This window comes from Pseudomonas sp. SG-MS2, assembly GCF_009933855.1.
In the GTDB taxonomy this organism is placed as follows: Bacteria; Pseudomonadota; Gammaproteobacteria; order Pseudomonadales; family Pseudomonadaceae; genus Aquipseudomonas; species Aquipseudomonas putida_E.
Window position 1 is genome coordinate 1 of the sequence record NZ_MOMO01000244.1, and the last position, 15,713, is coordinate 15,713.

The 15,713-nt window shown below is 63.4% G+C and carries 14 protein-coding genes; 4 read left to right on the forward strand and 10 right to left on the reverse strand.

What is annotated here, in order from left to right; genetic code table 11:
• From BLX42_RS22845 to BLX42_RS22890, 10 genes are all read right to left on the reverse strand, one after another.
• A partial coding sequence (locus BLX42_RS22845) for an acetoacetate--CoA ligase (RefSeq protein ID WP_161872720.1) occupies positions 1 to 1,354 on the reverse strand: 1,354 nt, incomplete at its 3' end.
• 71 nt (positions 1,355 to 1,425) lie between these two features.
• Positions 1,426 to 1,905 carry a serine protease inhibitor ecotin gene (gene eco / locus BLX42_RS22850; protein WP_161872721.1) on the reverse strand — a complete coding sequence of 160 codons (480 nt, stop codon included), beginning with the start codon at positions 1,903 to 1,905 and terminating at the stop codon, positions 1,426 to 1,428.
• 55 nt (positions 1,906 to 1,960) lie between these two features.
• Positions 1,961 to 2,731 carry a 3-hydroxybutyrate dehydrogenase gene (gene hbdH, locus BLX42_RS22855; RefSeq protein WP_161872722.1) on the reverse strand — a complete coding sequence of 257 codons (771 nt, stop codon included), beginning with the start codon at positions 2,729 to 2,731 and terminating at the stop codon, positions 1,961 to 1,963.
• An 11-nt stretch (positions 2,732 to 2,742) separates the two neighbouring features.
• On the reverse strand, positions 2,743 to 4,134 hold the full coding sequence (locus BLX42_RS22860; protein ID WP_125924104.1) for a GntP family permease: 1,392 nt from the start codon (positions 4,132 to 4,134) through the stop codon (positions 2,743 to 2,745).
• A 221-nt stretch (positions 4,135 to 4,355) separates the two neighbouring features.
• Positions 4,356 to 5,738, reverse strand: a complete 1,383-nt coding sequence (locus tag BLX42_RS22865; RefSeq protein ID WP_046786150.1) for a sigma-54-dependent Fis family transcriptional regulator — start codon at positions 5,736 to 5,738, stop codon at positions 4,356 to 4,358.
• A 35-nt stretch (positions 5,739 to 5,773) separates the two neighbouring features.
• Positions 5,774 to 6,790 carry an ABC transporter permease gene (locus tag BLX42_RS22870; protein ID WP_046786151.1) on the reverse strand — a complete coding sequence of 339 codons (1,017 nt, stop codon included), beginning with the start codon at positions 6,788 to 6,790 and terminating at the stop codon, positions 5,774 to 5,776.
• Positions 6,790 to 7,848 (reverse strand): microcin C ABC transporter permease YejB, encoded by a 1,059-nt coding sequence (locus BLX42_RS22875; protein ID WP_039602125.1) that lies wholly within the window; start codon positions 7,846 to 7,848, stop codon positions 6,790 to 6,792. Before BLX42_RS22875 ends, BLX42_RS22870 begins: the two co-directional genes overlap by 1 nt.
• Positions 7,845 to 9,770, reverse strand: a complete 1,926-nt coding sequence (locus BLX42_RS22880) for an extracellular solute-binding protein (protein WP_161872723.1) — start codon at positions 9,768 to 9,770, stop codon at positions 7,845 to 7,847. Before BLX42_RS22880 ends, BLX42_RS22875 begins: the two co-directional genes overlap by 4 nt.
• Positions 9,771 to 9,783: 13 nt before the next feature.
• Positions 9,784 to 10,065 (reverse strand): peptidylprolyl isomerase, encoded by a 282-nt coding sequence (locus BLX42_RS22885; RefSeq protein WP_039602126.1) that lies wholly within the window; start codon positions 10,063 to 10,065, stop codon positions 9,784 to 9,786.
• 79 nt (positions 10,066 to 10,144) lie between these two features.
• Entirely contained in the window at positions 10,145 to 11,206 is a 1,062-nt protein-coding gene (locus BLX42_RS22890) for a 3-deoxy-7-phosphoheptulonate synthase (protein ID WP_046786152.1), read from the reverse strand.
• A gap of 651 nt (positions 11,207 to 11,857) precedes the next feature.
• On the opposite strand from BLX42_RS22890, the gene benA reads away from it, so the two are divergent.
• The 4 genes from benA to BLX42_RS22910 all read left to right on the forward strand — a co-directional run bounded on the left by benA (position 11,858) and on the right by BLX42_RS22910 (position 15,712).
• Positions 11,858 to 13,216: a benzoate 1,2-dioxygenase large subunit gene (gene benA / locus BLX42_RS22895; RefSeq protein WP_161872724.1), complete on the forward strand. Its 1,359-nt coding sequence runs from the start codon at positions 11,858 to 11,860 to the stop codon at positions 13,214 to 13,216.
• Positions 13,213 to 13,698: a benzoate 1,2-dioxygenase small subunit gene (benB, locus tag BLX42_RS22900; RefSeq protein WP_012314560.1), complete on the forward strand. Its 486-nt coding sequence runs from the start codon at positions 13,213 to 13,215 to the stop codon at positions 13,696 to 13,698. The genes benA and benB overlap by 4 nt, the downstream gene beginning before the upstream one ends.
• Positions 13,699 to 13,768: 70 nt before the next feature.
• The gene (benC, locus tag BLX42_RS22905) at positions 13,769 to 14,782 is read left to right on the forward strand and encodes a benzoate 1,2-dioxygenase electron transfer component BenC (RefSeq protein WP_161872725.1); all 1,014 of its coding nucleotides are present in this window, start codon (positions 13,769 to 13,771) and stop codon (positions 14,780 to 14,782) included.
• 168 nt (positions 14,783 to 14,950) lie between these two features.
• Positions 14,951 to 15,712, forward strand: a complete 762-nt coding sequence (locus BLX42_RS22910; RefSeq protein ID WP_161872726.1) for a 1,6-dihydroxycyclohexa-2,4-diene-1-carboxylate dehydrogenase — start codon at positions 14,951 to 14,953, stop codon at positions 15,710 to 15,712.
• The last annotated feature ends 1 nt before the right edge of the window (position 15,713 follow it).

The following is a 15,713-nucleotide window of genomic DNA, read 5'->3' on the forward strand; positions in this document are numbered from 1 at the left end:
CTTGCACCGCCATGCCCAGGCCCTTGCAGGCAATTTCGCCACGGCGTACCGGCAGCGTCGGGTTGCCCAGCACGAAGCAGGACACGATATCGGTACCACCGGACATGGACGCCAGGCACAGGTCGGCCTTTATCTTGCGGTAAACGTAGTCGTAACTGTGCGGCGACAGCGGTGAGCCGGTGGAGAGGATCAGGCGCAGGCTGGCCAGTCGATGACTGCGTGCCGGCTCCAGGCCTTCCTGTTCAAGTGCGGCCAGGTACTTGGCGCTGGTACCGAAGGCCTGGATGCCTTCGGCGTCGATCAGGTCGAGCAGGCGCTCAGGCCCCGGGTGGAAGGGGGAGCCGTCATACAGCACCAGAGTGGCCCCGACTGCCAGGCCACTGGCCAGCCAGTTCCACATCATCCAGCCGCAGGTGGTGTAGTAGAACAGCACGTCATCGGCCTTGAGGTCATTGTGCAGGCCGTGTTCCTTGAGGTGTTGCAGCAGGACACCGCCGGCGCTGTGGACGATGCACTTGGGCACGCCCGTGGTGCCGCTGGAATAGAGGATGTACAGCGGGTGATCGAACGGTAAGGGGGTGAAGCCTGGCTCACCTCCTGCCTGGTAGAAGTCGCCCCACAGGCTGACCTTGGCAGGGGTAGTGAATTCGTCGGCCTGGGTGTCCGGCCGCGTGTAGGGCACCACGATCAGTTGCTGCAGCCCGGGCAACTGCGCGCAGACCTGGTTGATCTTGTCGACCTGGTCGATCTGCTTGCCGGCGTACTGGTAACCGGCACAGACGATCAGCAGCTTGGGCTCGATCTGGCCGAAACGGTCGATGATGCCGTGCAGGCCAAACTCCGGCGATGACGTCGACCAGACGGCGCCGAGGCTGGTGCAGGCGAGCATGGCCACGAGGGTTTCCCAGGTGTTGGGCATCACTGCGCCAATGCGGTCACCTGGCTCGATACCGGCATTTTTGAAGGCCTTCTGCAGCCCGGCTACCTCAGCGGCCAGTTGCGCGTGGCTCAGTGAGCGGCGCTCGCCGTCTTCGCGCACGGCCGTCACCGCAGTGTGATCGTCACGCCGGCGTAGCAGGTGTTCGGCGAAGTTGAGGGTGGCCTTGGCGAACCACCGAGCATCGGGCATCTGTGCACCTTCGCTCAGTACCTGGCTGGGTGGGCTATGCCACAACACCTGGAAATAGTCGGCAATGGATTCCCAAAAAGCGGCGCGCTGCTCGATGCTCCAGCTGTGCAGTGCTGCGTAATCATTGAGCTGCAGGTTGTAGCGCAGGTTGATCCAGCGGCGAAAGGCATCCATTCGGCTGGCCTCGATTTGCGCCGCAGCAGGACACCAAAGCACATCATTCATGCCATACCTCCCATTGCCAAGACGCGCTTGATCGCCTGCTTGCCGGCGATCAAGCACCGCTACGCTTCAATTTACTCCACCTTGGCCTCTTGCACGTCCTGCGATGCCGACCACACGCGGTAACGCACTTGCACGCCATCAGGCACATACACCACGACAGGCAACTTGCTGTTGTAGCGCAGCAGGAAGCCTTCACCGACCACCGGCACGAACGCCTCGGTCTTTTTGCCATCCGGGCAGGCCATCAGGGTACTGGCCGGCCCGCCGACCTTGTCTAGGCGGTAATAGCTGTAACCCCAGCCTTGGAGGGTGTGTTCCTCCAGGCTGCCGGCCAGGCGCTGGCGGTTACAGTCCACCTGCAGCGTTTTGCCAGCCAGAATTTCCAGCTTGTAGGCTTGCTCGTCGGGTTGTGCGGGCAGGTGGATGACCTGCCGGGTAAAGCCTTTTTCAGCCTCGGGGTAAGGCGCGATGTCCTTCAGGCTGGCGGCCATCGCTGGGGCAGTGGCCGCCAGGGTCAGGGCCAGGATCGCGGACAGGGGGGTTGGGCGCATAGGGCCTCCTTGCAGTTGAACGATGGCAAGACCCGCACCAGGCCCAGGCCGCCCATCACTGGGCCAGCCAGCCACCATCGACATTCCAGGCGGCGCCGCGGACCTGGCTTGCGGCCTCGCTGCACAGGAATAGTACCAGCTCGCCCAGGTGTTCAGGAGTGACGAAGGCCAATGAAGGTTGCTTCTCGGCCAGCAGGTCCGCTTGCGCCTGCTGCGGGTCGACACCCTTGGCGGCGCGTTCGTCGATCTGCTTTTGCACCAGCGGGGTCAGCACCCAGCCCGGGCAGATGGCGTTGCAGGTGACATTGCCAGTCGCTGTTTCCAGCCCCACCACCTTGGTCAGGCCGACCACGCCGTGCTTGGCCGCCACATAGGCGGCTTTGCCGGTAGAACCAACCAACCCGTGCACCGAGGCGATATTGACGATACGCCCCCAGTTGCGCTCACGCATGCCGGGCAGGGCCAGCCGCGTGCCATGGAACACCGCCGACAGGTTCAGGGCGATGATCTTGTCCCAGCTTTCCAGCGGAAACTGCTCGACCGGCGCCACATGCTGGATGCCCGCATTATTGACCAGGATGTCGACGCCGCCGAAGGTCTGCTCGGCGAACGCGAACAATGCTTCTATCTGGGCCACCTCGCCAAGGTCGGCCGGATGGTGCGCAGCCTTCACCCCATGCTGCGTAACCTCGGCCAGAGCCGGTGCCGGGTCGCCGAAACCGTTGAGCAGGATGTTGGCGCCAGCGCGGGCCAGCACCTGGGCGATGCCCAGGCCGATGCCGCTGGTGGAACCGGTGACGAGTGCAGTCTTGCCTTTGAGGGTCATGCAAAAGCTCCTTAGACGATGCCGGTGGCGTAGAACGTGGCGATGACCACGAAGACCGCCAGGGTCTTGATCAGGGTAATACCGAAAATGTCCTTGTAGGCCTCGCGGTGGGTCAAGCCGGTGACGGCCAGTAAGGTGATCACCGCACCGTTGTGCGGCAGGGTGTCCATGCCGCCACTGGCCATCGCGGCCACCCGGTGCAGCACCTCGAGCGGTATGTTGGCGGCGTTTGCCGCGGCGATGAAGCTGTCGCCCATGGCCGCCAGGGCAATGCTCATGCCGCCAGAGGCGGAGCCGGTGATGCCGGCCAGCAAGGTCACGGTGATCGCTTCATTGACCAGTGGGTTGGGGATGCCGCGCAGGGCGTCGGCCAGTACCAGAAAGCCTGGCAGCGAAGCGATCACAGCACCAAAACCGTACTCGGAGGCCGTGTTCATGGCGGCCAGCAAGGCGCCCCCGACGGCACTTTTGGTGCCTTCGGCCAGGCGCTCACGAATGGCGCCGAAGGCGCACACCAGCACCATCAGGATGCCCACCAGCAGCGCGGCCTGCACTGCCCAGATCGCCGTGAGCTTGGCCACGTCGCTGTTCACCGGTGCACTCATGCCCGGCAGTTGCAGGCTATGGCTGGCCCCATACCACTGCGGGATCCAGTGGGTGAACAGCAGGTTCATCACACCTACCAGTACCAGCGGCGAAAGCGCCAGCCATGGGTTGGGCAAGGTCAGATCGGCGGCGGTTTCCGGTTCGTTGCGCAGGTTGCTGCCATAGCCCTCGCCGGCGCGCTGGGCCTTGTTACGCTGGCGTTGCAGGTAAAGCATGCCGCTGCAGAACACGAACACCGTGCCAATCAGCCCCAACCAGGGCGCGGCCCAGGCGGTGGTGTTGAAGAAGGTGCTGGGGATGATGTTCTGGATCTGCGGGGTGCCGGGCAGGGCGTCCATGGTGAACGAGAAGGCGCCCAAGGCGATGGTTGCCGGGATCAGGCGCTTGGGAATATCACTTTGGCGGAACATTTCGGCGGCGAACGGGTACACCGCGAACACCACCACAAACAGCGATACCCCACCATAAGTGAGCAAAGCGCAAACGAGCACGATCACCAGCATGGCCTGGCGGGTGCCGAGCAGGCGGATGGCTGCGGCGACGATCGAGCGCGAGAAACCGGACAGTTCGATGAGCTTGCCGAACACCGCGCCAAGCAGGAACACCGGGAAGTACAGCTTGATGAAGCCGACCATCTTTTCCATGAACACCCCGGTAAAGGCGGGCGCCACGGCGGCGGGGTCGGTCAGCAGCACCGCGCCGAGAGCGGCGATGGGAGCGAAGAGGATCACGCTGTAACCGCGGTAGGCGGCCAGCATCAGCAGGGCCAAAGCGGCGAGGGCGATGAGCACGGTCATCGGGTAGATCTCCTGGGTAGGTCTTTTTGTTATCGGTGACCGGGAGATAGCGGGAATCGTGCCAACAGTTAACTTATTGATTCTTAATGAATTTTCTTGAATTTAAGATTGCTGTGTCTCTTATTTGAGATTAGCTGCGGTAGCTATTGCTCCCAACTACGTTTCAGGGCAAAGCGCTCGCAGCAGTCTCTATTTTGAAACATCAGTCTCCAATAAGAGACTCATACTCCCAATGCCACTTTCTTCTTGTAGAACGTCGAACGGCCCAAACCCAATGCTTTGGCTGCTTCCACCACATTGCCGGCGTGTTCGGCCAACGTGTCGGCAATCAGTTTGCGCTCGAATTGCGCACAGGCATCGCGGTAGCTTTGCCTACCGGTAGTCGTGGCAAGCGGCGCCACCGGCCCTAGTGCCTCGCGCAAGTCCAAGGCGGTAAGGCGCGGCTGGTCTGCCAGCAGGGTTGCCCGTTCCAGCACGTTGCGCAGCTCACGGATGTTCCCTGGCCAGGCATGGCGTGCCAGCAATTGCAGCGCATCGGGCTCCAGCTCGAACTGGCTGCCCAGTTCGGCCAGGATCGCCTCGCATAACGCGGGCAGGTCTTCGAGGCGCTCGCGCAGCGGCGGTGCCTGGATTGGCAGCACATTCAGGCGGTAATACAGATCGGCGCGAAACGCCCCGCGGGCCATGGCCGCCTGCAAATCGATTGACGTGGCAGCGATGATGCGCACGTCGCTGCGCAGCATCTGGTTCGAGCCCACCGGTTCGTATTCCTTCTCCTGCAGTACGCGCAGCAGTTTGCTTTGCAGGGCCAGGGGCATGTCGCCGATTTCGTCGAGGAACAAGGTGCCACCCTCGGCCAACTGCAACTTGCCGCTGCGCCCCTTACGGTCAGCGCCGGTAAAGGCGCCCGGGGCCGTGCCAAAGAACTCGGCTTCCAGCAGCGCCTCGGGGATCGCTGCACTGTTGATGCTGACAAAGGCTTTGTGCGCACGTGCCGAGGCTGCGTGAATGGCATGGGCCAGCAGCTCCTTGCCGGTACCGGTTTCGCCGAGCAACAACACCGGCGACTCGCTGGCCGCGCCACGCCTGGCACGGCGTTTGGCCTCAAGGCTCGCCGCGCTGCTGCCGACGAACTGGGCAAAACTGTATTTGGCTTGGCGCGCGCGCAGTTGCGAGCGTGTCGTGGCCAGTTCCTGCTGCATGCTCGAATAGCGCTTGAGCAGTGGCGACAGGCTGCGCAATTCGTCGAACAGGGCAAAGCCGATGGCACCGATCAGCGCCCCCTGGGCATCGTGGATCGGCAGGCGCATGACCACCAGTGGCTCCTTGGCGGTGTCGAGCATGTCTAGCAGGATCGGCCGGCCGTTACTCACCACCTCGCGCATCAGGCTGCCTGGGATCACCGTTTCGCATGGCTGGCCGATGGCACTGGCGGCATCGGCCAGGCCAAAACGGCGGGCATAGCGTTCGTTCATCCACACGATTCGCGCCTCGCGGTCGACGATCACCGTGCCCTCGCTGGACTGCTCGATGATTTCGAACAGCGAGCGGATCGCCAGTTGCCGTACCTGAGGATAGTCCTTGAGGGTATTGCTTTCTTGCATGGCAGTTCCCTGAAACCTGTGATGGCAGTACCAGCCTAAACTCTCGGGTCGAAGGCCTCGCGCAAGGCATCCCCGATAAACACCAGCAATGACAGCACCACCGCCAGCGCAAAGAACGCTGTGAAGCCCAGCCAAGGGGCCTCCAGGTGCTGCTTGCCCTGGGTGACCAGCTCACCCAGCGAGGCACTCCCGGCCGGCATGCCAAAGCCCAGAAAGTCCAGCGCGGTCAGTGTAGTGATGGCCCCGGTGAGCATGAACGGCACGTAGGTCAGCGTGGCGTTCATCGCATTGGGCAGGATGTGCCGCAGCATCACCTGGCTGTCAGGCAGGCCCAGCGCGCGGGCGGCCTTCACGTACTCCAGGTTGCGCCCACGCAGGAACTCGGCCCGCACCACATCCACCAGGGTCAACCACGAGAACAGCGCCATGATCCCCAGCAGCCACCAGAAGTCCGGCTCGACGAAACCGCTGAGGATGATCAGCAGGTACAGCACCGGCAACCCCGACCACACCTCCAGCACGCGTTGCCCGAGCAGGTCCACCCAACCACCGTGGTAGCCCTGCAAGGCCCCGGCGATCACGCCGATCAGCACGCTGACCACCGTCAGGGCAAAGGCGAACAGCAGCGATACCCGGGTGCCGTACAACACCCGCGCGAGCACGTCGCGGCCTTGGTCGTCGGTACCCAGCCAGTTGCTGCTGCTCGGTGGGCTTGGGGTGGGTACTTGCAGGTCGTAGTTGGGTGTGTCGGCACTGAACGGAATCGGTGCGAACAGCATCCAGCCGCCCTGGCCCTCGATCAGCTGGCGGACATACGCGCTACGGTAGTCCGGCTGAAACGGCAGTTGGCCGCCGAACTGCTGCTCGCTGTAGCGTTTGAGCGCAGGCATGTACAGCTCGCCCTTGTAGCCAAGCAGCAAGGGTTTGTCGTTGGCGACGAGCTCTGCACCAAGGCTGAGCAGCAGCAGGCCTGCGAACAGCCACAACGACACCCAGCCACGGCGGTTGCGGCGAAAGCGTTGCAGGCGGCGACGCGAAACCGGCGAGAGCATCAGTGCGCCCTCGCGTCAAAGTCGATGCGCGGATCGAGCAAGGTATACGACAAGTCGCCGATCAGGCGTATCAGCAGGCCGGCCAGGGTGAAGATGAACAGTGTGCCAAACACTACCGGGTAGTCACGCGACACCGCTGCCTCGTAGCTCATGCGCCCGAGGCCATCGAGTGAAAAAATCACCTCGATCAGCAGGGATCCTGCGAAGAACACCGTGATCAGCGCCTGCGGCAAGCCTGCCAGCACCACCAGCATGGCATTGCGCAGCACGTGGCCATACAGGACGCGACGCTCGCTCAGGCCCTTGGCGCGGGCCGTGACCACGTACTGACGGGAGATTTCATCGAGGAAGGCGTTCTTGGTCAGCAATGTCAGTGTGGCGAAGCCGCCGACCACCAGTGCCCCCACCGGCAGCACCAGGTGCCAGAAGTAGTCGGCGACCTTGCCCAGCAGGCTGAGCTGGTCGAAGTTCTCCGAGACCAGGCCGCGTACCGGGAACCAGTTCAGCGAGGTGCCACCGGCGAACAGCACGATCAGCAGCAAGGCGAACAGGAAGGAGGGCAGGGCGTAACCGATCACGATCAGCGCACTGCTCCAGGCATCGAAGCGGCTGCCGTGGCGCACCGCCTTGCGGATGCCCAGCGGGATCGACACCAGGTAGGTAATCAACGTGGCCCAGAACCCCAGTGAAAGGGTCACCGGCAGCTTGTCCAGAATCAGGTCGGTGACCTTGGCGCCGCGGAAGAAGCTCTGGCCGAAATCCAGCCGTGCATACTGGCCGAGCATCAGCCACAGGCGCTCAGGGGCCGACTTGTCGAAGCCGTACTGGCGCTTGATCTCCTCGATCAGTTTCGGGTCCAGGCCCCGGGTGGCGCGGGATTCGCCATGAACCACGTCGGCCCGGGCGCCCGGTGCCCCGCCGCCGATGCCCTGCAGCCTGGCCACCGCCTGCTCCACCGGGCCACCGGGGGCCGCCTGGACGATAGCGAAGTTGACCAGCAGGATCGCCAGCAGCGTGGGGATGATCAGCAGCAGGCGGCGCAGGATATAGGACGTCATGGCGCAGCCTTCTGGCGCTCGGCCATCTGCGCGCTGGTCAGGGCGTTCGGGCTGATTTCCCACCAGCTGTCCAGCCCTTCGTCATAAGCAGGCTGGGCCTTGGGCAGGCCGAAGCGGTTCCACCACACGGTCGAACTGCCTGGCGGGTAGTAGTTGGGGATCCAGTAGTAGTTCCACTGCAGCACACGGTCCAGCGCATGGGCGTGGCGCAGCATGTCAGCCTGGGTGTCGGCGCGCACCAGCCCGTCGATCAGGCTGTCCACCGCAGGGTCCTTGAGCACCATCAGGTTGTTCGAGCCTGGGTCGTTGGCTGCTGCAGACCCGAAGTAATTGTAGAGTTCGGCACCCGGTGAGAGGGTGGCCGGGTAGCCGGTGACGAGCATGTCGTAGTCGCGGGCCATCAGACGATTGACGTACTGGGCCGAGTCGACATTGCGGATGTTCAGGGTAACGCCGATCTGTGCCAGGTTACGTTTCCACGGCAGCAGCAAACGCTCAAGGCCGGCCTGGCCGTTGAGGAAGGTAAATGTCAGCGGCTGGCCCTCGGCGTTGACCAGGTGATCACCCTTAGGGTGCCAACCCGCCTGCTGCAGCAGGGCCAGGGCCTGCAGTTGCTGCGTGCGGATAATCCCCGAACCGTCGGTTGTGGGGGCTGTGAACACCTGGCTGAAGACTTCGCCCGGTACCTTGCCGCGCAGCGGCTCAAGCAGTTTCAGTTCATCGGCATCCGGCAATTCGCGCGCCGCCAGCGGGGTGTTGGAAAAAATACTCTGCTGGCGGATGTACAGGTTGCGCATCATCTGGCGGTTGCTCCACTCGAAGTCCCATAGCATGGCCAGCGCCTGGCGCACGCGGCGGTCCTTGAACTGCGGCCGGTCGAGGTTGAACACGAACCCCTGGGCGGTCTGTGGCTTGGCCGGGCCCAGGTGGGCGCGTTGCAGGCGGCCGTCATCCAGTTGTGCACCGTTGTAACCGAGGGTGAAGGCTGTGGCCGAGAACTCACGGTTGTAGTCGTAGCCACCGCCCTTGAGTACCTGGCGCGCCACCTCGGTATCACCAAAGTACTCGACGCGAATGCGTTCGAAGTTGAAACGGCCGCGGCTGACGGGCAAGTCCTTGGCCCACCAGTGCCGGTCACGCTCGAAGGTGACGCTGCGGCCATTGTCGATCCGCCCGATGCGGTAGGGGCCGCTGCCGACCGGTGTGTCGAAGCCGGCGCCGTTGGCGAAGTTGCGGCTGTTCCAGTCGTGTTCGGGCAGGACCGGCAAACTGGCAAGGTCCAGGGGCAGGGTGCGGCCGTGGGGTTGCTTGAAATCGAAACGCACGCGGTGCGGGCCTTCGACAGTGACACCCGCCACATCGGCGAACTGGGTCCGGTATTTGAGGCTGCCCTCGCTCATCAGCTTGTCGTAACTGAAGCGCACATCCTCGGCACGCACGGGTTTGCCATCGGCAAAGGTGGCCCTGGGGTCGATGTAAAAACGTAGCCAGGCGTCTTGCGGGCCGCGTTCCATGCGCCGGGCGATCAGGCCATAGACGGTGTAGGGCTCATCGAATGAACGCACGGCCAGAGGGGCGTACAGCCAGCCATCGACCTGGCTGACGCCGATACCTTTGTCGATGTACGGCAGGATGTGGTCGAACTGACCGATTTCGGTGGCCGAGCGGCGCAGGATACCGCCCTTGGGGGCATCGGGGTTGACGTAGTCGAAGTGGCGGAACGTTTGGGCGTAGCGCGGGGCTTCACCGTAAACGGTGAGGGCGTGGGTCGGTTCGGCGAGGGCGGTAAAACCCATGCAGGCCAGCACGATCCCCAGAAACATCTGTGGGAGCGGGCTTGCCCGCGAAGAGGCCCGGCCAGGCAACGGCGTTGCCTGCACGGGCGCATTCGCGGGCAAAGCCGCTCCCACAGAGGTGGTCATGGTCAGCGTGGACTTAGTCCTGGCGGCTGGTCACTTCCAGCAGGTGGTAGCCGAACTGGGTCTTGACCGGGCCCTGCACGGTGTTGATCGGGGCGCTGAACACAACGGTATCGAATTCCTTGACCATCTGGCCTGGGCCGAACGAGCCCAGGTCACCGCCCTGGCGGCTGGACGGGCAGGTGGAGTTGGCTTTGGCGATTTCAGCGAAGTCGGCACCGGCTTCGATCTGGGCTTTGAGTTCGTTGCACTTGTCTTCGCTGCTGACGAGGATGTGGCGGGCAGTGGCGCGTGCCATGGGTACTACTCCTTGGGTGAAAAGGGCAAGCCTAGCGCACTTGCTTGGGAAATGTCTCGCAAGGCTTGCTGTACGCTTCCTACATACGCGCTGCGGCCTCACGCAGCAGGGTTTGTGTCGCTTCCCAGCCCAGGCAGCCATCGGTGATCGACACGCCGTACTTCAGCGGGCCCTTGCCCAAGGCCTGGCAACCGTCGAACAGGTGGCCTTCAAGCATCACCCCGACAATCGATGTGTCGCCGGCCAGGCGCTGAGCCAGCACGTCCTCGAACACTGCGGGCTGCCGTGCCGGGTCCTTGCCGCTGTTGGCATGGCTGCAATCGACCATGATCCGCGCCTGCAGGCCCGCCTTGGCCAGCCCTTGGCGGGCTTGGGCAATGCTGGTGCTGTCGTGGTTCGGGCCCTTGTGGCCGCCGCGCAGCACCAGGTGAGTATCCGGGTTGCCCAAGGTCTCGATGATCGCCGGGTAGCCTTGCGCATCCATACCGAAATGGCGGTGCGCGGCGGCGGCGCTGCGCATCGCGTCGCACGCGATGGCGACACCGCCATCGGTACCGTTCTTGAACCCGACCGGTAACTCCAGGCCGCTGACCATCTCACGGTGAACCTGCGATTCAGTGGTACGCGCGCCAATCGCCGCCCAGCCCAGCAGGTCATCGAAGTAACCGGCGACCATCGGCTGCAGCAGCTCTGTGGCGATCGGCAGGCCGCGTTCGATCATGTTCAGCATCAAGCCACGGGACAGGGCGATGCCGCCATGCATGTCGTCGCTGCCATCGAGGTGCGGATCGTATGCCAGGCCTTTCCAGCCCACCGTGGTGCGCGGTTTCTCCACGTAGGCGCGCATCACCAACAGCAACTTGTCGTCGACTTCGCGGCTCAGGGCCGCCAGGCGGTCGGCATATTCAAGGGCCGAGCGTGGGTCGTGGATCGAGCAGGGGCCGACGACCACCAGCAGGCGCGGATCGCGGCCTTCGAGGATGGCGCGAATGGCCTGGCGCTGGGCCTGGACTTGCTGGGCGTGTTCGATTGAAAGCGGCATCTGCTGCTTGAGCAGGTGCGGGCTGGGCAGGCGACGGCTGACAGTGGTGTTGGCAGCGTTTGGCTGGGTCAGGGGCAGAGCGAGGTTCGAGGCTTGCATGGCGTAGGTTCCCTGGGCGGACGGCGGGTTCTGACCCGCGCAGTCGGCCCCTATCGAGGTGTTCGACTGATCGTTGAATTCAGATTGGCTGCAGCATTGCCACCGTGGACGGACCGGTCGGAGGCGGCAGGCTGGCCCGAGCGGGATTGGCTAAATCGCCAGGCGTAGGTGCTTGCGTAGTAATAGGTGGCGTAGTTCATGAAAGTGTCCTCAGTGTGAATCGGGAATGTTCAAAGGCCTGAAAAGCAAAACCCCCGGTCGGGGAGCCGACCGGGGGTTTGAGTATTCTCATGTTCGGCGGCCCCTCGAAGGTGGGCGCCGTGTAGGTATCAGCGGCGCCTAGTGGCTAAACCAATACCCAAAATAAAAGCAGGCAGCAGCCTTGCAGCCGGCAACGGCCAGCACAGGGCGCAGGTTGCGACCGGTGTGGTTGGCGTGGTTGCGGGTGTGTTTCGGCATGTTGCTCTCCAGTTGATGAGCCCGAGCTTACTTCAGGTGGCAGGCACCGTTCAATGAATAATTTGCCATGCACCTGATCAATTTCTTTTGCCTTGCAGAAAACGGATAGCGCTTTGCACCCAGCGGATATTGCCGCCCGCCGGCACGCCCTAACCTGAGCCGGTCTGAACAATAACAATGGAGACCCTGGCCATGTCCCTGGGATTCGACTACCTCAATGCCATGCTCGAGGACGACCGTGAAAAGGGCATCTACCGCTGCAAGCGCGAGATGTTCACCGACCCACGCCTGTTCGACCTGGAGATGAAACACATCTTCGAGGGCAACTGGATCTACCTGGCCCACGAAAGCCAGATCCCCGAGAAAAACGACTTCCTCACCCTGACCATGGGGCGCCAGCCGATCTTCATCGCGCGCAACAAGGACGGTGAGCTCAATGCCTTCCTCAATGCCTGCAGCCACCGCGGCGCCATGCTCTGCCGGCACAAGCGCGGAAACCGCGCGAGCTATACCTGCCCGTTCCATGGCTGGACCTTCAACAACAGCGGCAAGCTGCTCAAGGTCAAAGATCCGGGCAACGCCGGCTACCCCGACAGTTTCAACTGCGACGGCTCCCATGACCTGACCAAGGTTGCCCGGTTCGAATCCTACCGCGGCTTCCTGTTCGGCAGCCTCAACGCCGATGTCAAGCCGCTGGCCGAACACCTGGGCGAATCGGCCAAGATCATCGACATGATCGTTGACCAGTCCCCCGAGGGCCTGGAGGTACTGCGCGGGGCCAGTTCGTACATCTACGAAGGCAACTGGAAGCTGACCGCCGAGAACGGCGCCGACGGCTACCATGTCAGCTCCGTGCACTGGAACTACGCCGCCACCCAGAACCAGCGCAAGCAGCGCGACGCGGGTGAAGAGATCAAGACCATGAGCGCTGGTGCATGGGCCAAGCAGGGGGGTGGGTTCTACTCCTTCGACCACGGCCACCTGCTGCTCTGGACCCGCTGGGCCAACCCCGAAGACCGCCCGGCCTTCGAACGCCGCGAACAACTCGCCGCAGACTTCGGCCAGGCTCGTGCCGACTGGATGATCGAGAACTCGCGCAACCTGTGCCTGTACCCCAACGTCTACCTGATGGACCAGTTCAGCTCGCAGATCCGCATCGCTCGGCCGATATCGGTGAACAAGACCGAGATCACCATCTACTGCATCGCGCCCAAGGGCGAGAGCGCCGAGGCCCGTGCCAGGCGCATTCGTCAGTACGAAGACTTCTTCAACGTCAGTGGCATGGCCACCCCCGACGATCTCGAGGAGTTTCGCTCCTGCCAGACCGGTTACGGCGGTGGTACCGGCTGGAACGACATGTCGCGCGGCGCGGCGCACTGGGTCGAGGGGGCCGACGAAGCCGCTCGCGAAATCGAGCTCAGCCCGCTGCTGTCTGGCGTGCGCACCGAGGACGAGGGCCTGTTCGTGCTGCAGCACAAGTACTGGCAGGACACCATGCTCAAGGCCCTTGAGGACGAGCAGCAACTGATCCCTGTGGAGGCCGTGCAATGAGCCTTCATGAGACCGTGCGCGACTTCCTGTACCGCGAAGCGCGCTACCTGGACGATGCACAGTGGGACCAGTGGCTGGAACTGTATGCCAGCGATGCAAGCTTCTGGATGCCCGCGTGGGATGACGACGACCGCCTCACCACCGACCCGCAAAGCGAGATCTCGCTGATCTGGTACGGCAACCGTGGCGGCCTCGAAGACCGGGTGTTCCGCATAAAGACCGAGCGTTCCAGTGCGACCGTGCCCGACACCCGCACCTCGCACAACATCAGCAACATCGAGATCGTCGAGCAGGGCGAAGGCTACTGCCAGGTGCGCTTCAACTGGCACACGCTGAGTTTTCGCTACAAGACCACCGACAGCTACTTCGGTACGAGCTTCTACACCCTGGACCTGCGCGGCGAACAGCCGCTTATCAAGGCCAAGAAGGTGGTGCTGAAGAACGACTACGTGCGCCAGGTCATCGACATCTACCACATCTGAACCGAGGTTACGCGAACGGCCCGGTGTGCCCCATGGTGCGCCGTGGCCAGGTTCGCCCGCGAGGTGCAACATGAGCTTCCAGATCGCGCTTAATTTCGAAGACGGGGTAACCCGCTTCATCGAGGCCAGCGGCCATGAAACCGTCGCCGACGCCGCCTACCGCCAGGGCATCAATATCCCGCTGGACTGCCGCGATGGCGCCTGCGGCACCTGCAAGTGCAAGGCTGAATCCGGCCGTTATGACCTGGGCGACAACTTCATCGAAGACGCCCTCAGTGAAGACGAAATCGCCGAAGGCTATGTACTGACCTGCCAGATGCGCGCCGAAAGCGACTGCGTGGTACGCATCCCGGCGTCTTCGCAACTGTGCAAGACCGAACAGGCCAGCTTCCAGGCCGCCATCAGTGATGTGCGCCAGTTGTCGGCCAGTACCATCGCCCTGTCGATCAAGGGTGAATCGCTCAACAGGCTGGCTTTCTTGCCGGGGCAGTACGTCAACCTCACGGTGCCCGGCAGCGACCAGAGCCGCGCCTACTCCTTCAGTTCGTTGCAGAAGGACGGTGAAGTCAGCTTCCTGATTCGCAACGTGCCGGGCGGGCTGATGAGCAGCTTCCTCACCAGCCTGGCCAAGGCCGGCGACAACATGAGCCTGGCCGGGCCCTTGGGCAGCTTCTACCTGCGCCCGATCCAGCGCCCCTTGCTGCTGCTGGCTGGTGGCACGGGCCTGGCCCCGTTCACGGCGATGCTGGAGAAAGTCGCCGAACAGGGTAGCGAGCACCCCCTGCACCTGATCTATGGGGTGACCAACGACTTCGACCTGGTCGAGCTGGACCGTTTGCACGCCCTGGCTGCGCGCATCCCCAACTTCACCTTCAGCGCCTGTGTGGCCAACCCCGAAAGCCATTACCCGCAAAAGGGTTACGTCACCCAGCACATCGAGCCGCGCCACCTCAATGATGGCGATGTCGACGTGTACCTGTGCGGCCCGCCACCGATGGTCGAGGCGGTCAGCCAGTACATCCGCGAGCAGGGCATCACCCCGGCCAACTTCTACTACGAGAAGTTCGCGGCAGCGGCGGCCTGAGTTTCCTTGGGGCCGCCCCATCGTGCGGGTGAAGGTGGCCTCCTTTTCTTCCAAAGCCGGCAGTTGGGCCTGAGAGCACCGCTGTACCTGTGGAAGCCGGCTTGCCGGCGATGGGTCCAGTGCAGGCCAGGCAAGGTTGTGCCTGATAACAGGATAAGGAAGTAGCAGATGAACAACCGATTCCATAACAAAGTAGCCCTGGTCACCGGCGCCGCTCAAGGCATCGGCCGTGGTGTGTGCTGGCGGCTCAAGGCCGAAGGCGCGCAGGTGGTGGCCGTGGACCGCTCCGAACTGGTCCACGAACTGGCCGGGGAGGGCGTGCTGACGCTGATCGCCGACCTTGAGCAATACACCGACTGTGCCCGCGTCATGGCCTCGGCGGTAGAAACGTTCGGTCGCATCGACATTCTGGTCAACAACGTTGGCGGCACCATCTGGGCCAAGCCGTTCGAACACTATGAAGTGGCGCAGATCGAGGCCGAAGTTCGCCGCTCGCTGTTCCCCACCCTGTGGTGCTGCCACGCGGCGCTCCCGTACATGCTCGAACGCGGCAGCGGCGCCATCGTCAACGTCTCCTCGATTGCCACCCGCGGCGTCAACCGCGTGCCCTATGGCGCGGCCAAAGGCGGGGTCAATGCACTGACCGCGTGCCTTGCCTTCGAAACCGCCGGCCGCGGCATCCGGGTCAACGCTACCGCGCCCGGCGGCACCGAGGCACCACCCCGGCGGGTGCCACGCAATGAGGCCGAGCAGAGCGAACAAGACAAGCGCTGGTATCAGCAGATCGTCGACCAGACCTTGGACAGCAGCCTGATGCACCGCTACGGCAGCATTGACGAACAGGTTGGCGCGATCCTTTTCCTGGCCAGCGACGAGGCGTCCTACATCACCGGCGTGACCCTGCCGGTGGGGGGCGGCGACCTCGGCTGAG

Bases quoted from the DNA above. Each gene is read 5' to 3' on its own strand.
- BLX42_RS22890 (WP_046786152.1), bottom strand. From the start codon at position 11,206: ATGCAAGCCTCGAACCTCGCTCTGCCCCTGACCCAGCCAAACGCTGCC.
- BLX42_RS22875 (WP_039602125.1), bottom strand. From the start codon at position 7,848: ATGACGTCCTATATCCTGCGCCGCCTGCTGCTGATCATCCCCACGCTG.
- BLX42_RS22865 (WP_046786150.1), bottom strand. From the start codon at position 5,738: ATGCAAGAAAGCAATACCCTCAAGGACTATCCTCAGGTACGGCAACTG.
- hbdH (WP_161872722.1), bottom strand. From the start codon at position 2,731: ATGACCCTCAAAGGCAAGACTGCACTCGTCACCGGTTCCACCAGCGGC.
- BLX42_RS22910 (WP_161872726.1), top strand. From the start codon at position 14,951: ATGAACAACCGATTCCATAACAAAGTAGCCCTGGTCACCGGCGCCGCT.
- BLX42_RS22885 (WP_039602126.1), bottom strand. From the start codon at position 10,065: ATGGCACGCGCCACTGCCCGCCACATCCTCGTCAGCAGCGAAGACAAG.
- benA (WP_161872724.1), top strand. From the start codon at position 11,858: ATGTCCCTGGGATTCGACTACCTCAATGCCATGCTCGAGGACGACCGT.
- BLX42_RS22880 (WP_161872723.1), bottom strand. From the start codon at position 9,770: ATGACCACCTCTGTGGGAGCGGCTTTGCCCGCGAATGCGCCCGTGCAG.
- eco (WP_161872721.1), bottom strand. From the start codon at position 1,905: ATGCGCCCAACCCCCCTGTCCGCGATCCTGGCCCTGACCCTGGCGGCC.
- BLX42_RS22870 (WP_046786151.1), bottom strand. From the start codon at position 6,790: ATGCTCTCGCCGGTTTCGCGTCGCCGCCTGCAACGCTTTCGCCGCAAC.
- benC (WP_161872725.1), top strand. From the start codon at position 13,769: ATGAGCTTCCAGATCGCGCTTAATTTCGAAGACGGGGTAACCCGCTTC.
- benB (WP_012314560.1), top strand. From the start codon at position 13,213: ATGAGCCTTCATGAGACCGTGCGCGACTTCCTGTACCGCGAAGCGCGC.
- BLX42_RS22860 (WP_125924104.1), bottom strand. From the start codon at position 4,134: ATGACCGTGCTCATCGCCCTCGCCGCTTTGGCCCTGCTGATGCTGGCC.